This window comes from Kitasatospora sp. NPDC058243 (assembly GCF_042882025.1).
Taxonomy (GTDB): Bacteria; Actinomycetota; Actinomycetes; order Streptomycetales; family Streptomycetaceae; genus Kitasatospora.
In genome coordinates, this window is record NZ_JBHVWW010000093.1 from 25,014 (window position 1) to 30,366 (window position 5,353).

The window sequence follows — 5,353 nt, forward strand, 5'->3', positions numbered from 1 at the left end:
CCTATGGACACATCGGGGAGGTTAGAAAAAACCACCCCTCCAGGTTTTTTTGTTTGGGGGGGGGGGAGGGGTCCCCCCCGCCCTGGTCGTCCCCCCCCCCCCTGCCCCCCCCCCGCGACGCGGAGCGGTGCAGGTCAGCCGACCATCGCCGCCAGGACGGTGCGCCAGTCCTCGCCCGGCTCGGGGCTCAGCGGGGCGGCGAGGGTCTCCGCGCGGTAGTGCCAGGGGCGGCGGAGTTCGGGATCGGCGTCGGGGCGCAGGTCCAGCGGGCTGCCGGAGTCGAGCAGGCGCACGAGCTCGCCGGTGAAGTCCGCCCAGGAGACGTGCCCGTTGACGGCGTTGACGATCCGGCCGGCCGCCGGGTTGCCGTCGGCGACGCAGGCGGCGAGCGCGCGGGCCAGGGCGGCGGAGTGCACCCAGGCGGCGCCGTACCAGGTGGGGCGGTCGCCGGGGGCGGGGGCGGGCAGGGCGATCGGGCGGCCGGCCAGGGCGGCCTGGTAGAGGTCGCCGGTGGAGCCCCAGCGGAGCTGGTCGCGCAGGCGCTGGTGCGGGCCCCAGACGATCGGGGCGCGGACCACGGTGGCCGGGCCCCGGCCGGTGGCGGCCGCCTCGAACAGGATGCGCTCGCAGTCCAGCTTGGCCTGCCCGTAGGGGCTGACCGGTTCGCCGGTCGGGCCGCCTTCGGGGACGTCGGTGCCGGACGGGCGGCCGTAGGCGTCGATGCTGCTGACGAAGACGAACGGGCCGCCGCGCCAGCCCTCGACCAGGGCGCGCATCGCGGCGAGGTCGACGGCGTGCTCGGTGAAGGTGCAGGCGGCGTGGATGACGGCGTCGACGCCCTCGACCGCGCGGCGCAGGCTGTCGAGGTCGGCGAGGTCGCCCTCGGCCAGTTCGGCGCCGTGCAGGGCGGGCAGGTGGGCGGACTCGGGCCGGACCAGGGCCCGGACCGGGCGGCCCTGGGCCATCAGTTCCTGGAGGACGGCCGCGCCGACTCCGCCGGTGGCTCCGGTGAGCAGCACGGTGCCCGCGCGGGTGCGGGTGCCCGGGCGGGAGCCGGTGCGGGCGGGGGCGGCGCGGCGCTCGTCCTCGCGGGTGGCGAGCAGGGCGGCGAGGGCGCGCGGGGTGCGCTGTTCCAGCACGTCCAGGCCGGTGAGCGGCAGGCCGGTGCGGGTGCGCAGGCGTTCGGCGAGCTGGACGGCGACCAGGGAGTGGCCGCCGAGGGCGAAGAAGTCGCCGTCGGCGGGCGGGGTGGTGCCGAGCAGTTCGCCGAAGGCCGTCCGGACGGTGTCGAGCGGGCCGGACCGCTCGGGGGCGGTCGGGGCCGCGCCGGGCAGCCGGCCGCGGTCCGGGGTCCCGTCGGCGTGCCGGGGCAACCGGTCCAGCAGGGTGACGGCGGCCGGCAGGTGGGCGGGGTCGACGTGGCGGCGCAGGGCGGCGCGCAGTTCGACGCCGGTCGGGGCGACCGGGCCGCGCACCACGGCGTAGGCGAGCGGCGGGCCGTCGGCGGTCTCGACGACGGCCGCCTCGACCACCCGGGGGTCGGCCGACAGCGCGGCGAGGGCCGGGTGCCGGGCGGTGGCCAGGCGGGTGCCGGGGAGTGCGGAGAGGGGCTGGTCGGGGTCGGCGGCGACGGCGGCGAGCAGGTCCGCGAAGGCGCTGAGCAGGTGCTCGGCGGTGGTCTCGTCGAGGGCGTCCCGGTCGTGCTGGACCAGGCAGCGCGGCTGCGGGCCGTCCTCGACCAGCAGGGCGAGGCCGAACTTGGCCAGGCCCAGGTCGAGTTCGACGTCCTCGGCGGTGAGGCCGGGCAGCGTGAGCGGCTCGGCAGGGCGGACGAGGTCGCAGCTGACGGACAGCAGCGGGGTGCCGTCGGCGCCGCGGGCCGCCGCGCCGAGCCGCTCGACGATCAGGTCGAACGGGATCTCGTGGTGCTGCTGCGCGTCGAGCAGCGCGGTCCGGGCCCGGCCGAGCACCTCGGTGAAGGTGGGATCGCCGGCCAGGTCGGCGCGCACCGCGAGGGTGTTGACGCCGAGGCCGACGGTGCGGCGCAGTTCGGGCCGCAGGCGCTGGCCGCTGGCGCAGCCGAGGGTGAGGTCGGCCTGGTCGGCGGCGGTGCGCAGGGTGGCGAAGGCGGCGGCCAGGACGACGGCGAACAGGGTGGCGCCGTGCCGGGCGCCGAGCCGGCGCAGGCCCTCGACGGTGGCGGGGGCGAGCGGGGCGGTGTGCAGGGTGGCCCGGCGCTCGCGCGCCCCGGGCGGGGTGGGCCGCAGCAGCGGCAGCGGGCGGGCGCCGGCCAGGTGTCGGGCGCGGGCGTCGGCGGCGCTGGTGAGTTCGGCGTCGCGGGTGCGCTCCTCGCGGGCGTACTCGGCGTACGACGGTCCGGGCGGCGGGAGTTGGGGTTCCACGCCGTCGCGGGCGGCGACGTAGAGGGCGGCCAGGTCGGCGGCGAGGACGGGCAGCGAGCCGCCGTCGACGGCGATGTGGTGGATGTTCAGGAGCAGGGTGTGGTCCTGCGGGTCGTGTCGCAGCAGCAGGGCGCGCAGGACCGGGCCGGTGGCGAGGTCGAAGGGACGGGCGGCCTCGGCGGCGAGCAGGGCGGGGGCGTTGTTCCCTGCGCCGTTCTCCCAGGTGGCGTCCACCGTGCGCAGCGGCACCGGGGTGACCGGGTCGGTCTGCTGGTGCGGCTGGTCGCCCTGGCGGCCGTAGCGGGTGCGCAGGACGGCGTGGCGCTCGGTGAGGCCGGTGAGGGCGGTGGCGAGGGCGGCGGGGTCGAGCGGTCCGCGCAGGCGGGTGGCGAGCGGGACGTTGTAGAGGGCGCCGCCCTGGCCGAGGTGGTCCATCAGCCACATCCGCTGCTGGGCGTGCGAGAGCGGGGCGGGGCCGGCCGGGCCGTCGCCCTGGCCGGCCGGCACGCTCTGCGGGGCCGCCGGGCGCCCGCCCGCGGCGGGGCGGTTGCGGCGGGCGCGGCGCAGCAGGTCGGCCTGGTCGGCGGTCTGGTCGACGGCCGGGTGCTCGGCGGTCATCGGGTGGCTCCTTGCGGGGTGTCGTCGTGCGCGGCGCGCAGGGCTCGTTCGAGCAGGTCGGCCTGGCCGGCGACGGTGGGGTGGCCGAGGAAGTCGGCGAGCGAGAGCTCGACGCCGAGGTCCTCGCGGAGGTCGTCGACGACCCACATGGCGAGCAGCGAGTGGCCGCCCTCGGCGAGGAAGTCGGCGGCCGGGTCGGTGATCGGGCGTTCCAGGGCGCGGGTCCAGGCGGTGGCGACGGCCTGCTGGATCGGGGTGAGGGCGGCGGCGGTGCCCGGTCCGTCGGCGGCCGTCTCGTCGGTGGCGGCGAGGGCGCGGCGGTCGATCTTGCCGGTGCCGGTCAGCGGCAGGGCGGCGAGTACGGTCCAGGCGGTGGGCACCAGGTGGGCGGGCAGCCGGTCGGCGAGCCGGGCGCGGAGGGTTTCGACGGCCGGTCGGCTGCCGTCGGCGAGGACCAGGCAGGCGGTGAGCGCGGCGTCGGTGTGGCCGGGCCGGCGGACCACGACGGCCGCCTCGGCGACCTCGGGGAACTGCAGCAGCGCGTGCTCGACCTCGCCGGGTTCGATCCGGAAGCCGCGGACCTTCACCTGGTCGTCGGTGCGGCCGTGGAACTCCAGTGCGCCGTCGGGGCGTTGGCGGACGAGGTCGCCGCTGCGGTAGGCGCGGCCGGTGCCGGGCAGGTCGCGGAAGCGCTCGGCGGTCAGCTCCGGCCGGTCCAGGTAGCCCTGGGCGAGCCGGCCGCCGGCGATCCACAGTTCGCCGACGGTGCCGGGCGCCACCGGCGCGAGCTCCTGGTCGAGGACGAGGGCGCGGGCGCCGCCGAAGGGCCGGCCGATCGGGACCGGGCCGGTGGTGCAGTCGGCCGGGGTGATCCGGTGCAGGGTGGTGAAGGTGGTGGCCTCGGTCGGCCCGTAGACGTTGAAGAGTTCGAGCCAGGGGAAGGCGCGCAGCACCGCCCCGGCGTACTCGGGCGACAGGGCTTCGCCGCCGACGGCCAGGGTGCGCAGCACGCCGAAGATCCGGGACTGCCGGGCGGCCAGGTGGTGGAACAGGGCGGTGGTGATGAACACGGTGGTGACGCCGAACCGCTCGATGTCGCGGACGAGCTCCTCGGCGGTGGGCCGGTCGGAGGGCGAGACGGCGACGGCGGCGCCGTGGGCCAGCGGGGCCCACAGTTCGAAGGTGGAGGCGTCGAAGCTGATCGTGGAGTGGAACAGGACCCGGTCGCGGGGGCCGAGCGTGAACGCGTCCTGGGCGGTGACCAGGTCGGCGACGGCGCTGTGCGGGACGATGACGCCCTTGGGCCGGCCGGTGGAGCCCGAGGTGTAGAAGAGCAGGGCGGGCGCGGCCGGCTCGGCGGCGTCGGGGGCGGCCGCACCGGCGGCGTCGGGGCCGTGCCCGGCCGGGGCGGCGGGCTCGGCCAGGACGAGGGTCGAGGTCAGCGCGAGGGTCTGCTCCTCGGCGAGTCCGGCCTCGGCGAGCAGCGTCTTGTCGCCGAGGACGAGCCGGACTCCGGCGTCCCCGGTCATCTCGGCGATGCGCTGGCGCGGGTAGGCCGGGTCGAGCGGGACGACGTGGGCGCCGGTCCGCCAGATCGCGAGCTGGGCGACGACCAGGCGGGTGGAACGGGCGCAGAGCAGGCCGACGGCGCTGCCGGGGCCGATCCCCCGGGCGGTCAGGGTCGCGGCCAGCCGGGCGGAGGAGTCGACGAGTTGACGGTACGTCAGAACGGTGGAGCCGTCGGTCACGGCGAGGGCGCCGGGGCGCTCCTGGGCGTGCCGGGCGATCAGGTCCGGGAGGGTCGCGGTGGGCATGGTGGTTCCCTTCCGGGCGCCCCGGCCGCGAACGGCCGGGGCGCCCTGCGCAGGTCGTACGGGCGGGCGGGCGGTCAGACGGCGGCGGCGGCGGTCGGCTGCCGCTCCGCCACCAGCCGGGCGACGGCCCGCAGGTCGGGCTGGCGCAGCACCAGGGGCGCGCGCAGCCGCACCCCGCACTCCTCCTCCAGGGCCTCCAGCAGCCGTGCGGCGGCGAGCGAGTTGCCACCCGAGGCGAGGAAGTTGTCGCCGGGCCCGAGGTCGGCGCGGCCGAGCAGGTCGCGGCACAGGCGCAGCACGGTGCGCTCGGTGGGCGTGGCGCCCTCCTCCGCCGCGACCGGCTCGTCCGCGGCCGGGGCGAGCAGCAGGGCGGCGCGGTCGACCTTGCCGTTGGCGTCCAGCGGGAAGGTGTCGACCAGCCGGACGGCCGACGGGACGGCCTGCTCGGGCAGCCACGGCCGGACCGCCGCCAGCAGTTCGTCGGCGCCGGCCGTCGAGGGCCCCTCGACGGTCTGGACG

The 5,353-nt window shown here is 78.0% G+C and carries 3 protein-coding genes; all 3 read right to left on the reverse strand.

Annotation, left to right across the window (positions count from 1 at the left end; genetic code table 11):
- Positions 1-134: 134 nt before the first annotated feature.
- Positions 135-3,020 (reverse strand): condensation domain-containing protein, encoded by a 2,886-nt coding sequence (locus ACFVX9_RS36820; protein WP_387986254.1) that lies wholly within the window; start codon positions 3,018-3,020, stop codon positions 135-137.
- Positions 3,017-4,834, reverse strand: coding sequence for an amino acid adenylation domain-containing protein (locus ACFVX9_RS36825; protein WP_387986257.1), 1,818 nt, complete (start codon positions 4,832-4,834; stop codon positions 3,017-3,019). Before ACFVX9_RS36825 ends, ACFVX9_RS36820 begins: the two co-directional genes overlap by 4 nt.
- 74 nt (positions 4,835-4,908) lie before the next feature.
- Positions 4,909-5,353: phosphopantetheine-binding protein (locus tag ACFVX9_RS36830; RefSeq protein WP_387986260.1), on the reverse strand; the 445-nt coding region annotated here is incomplete at its 5' end.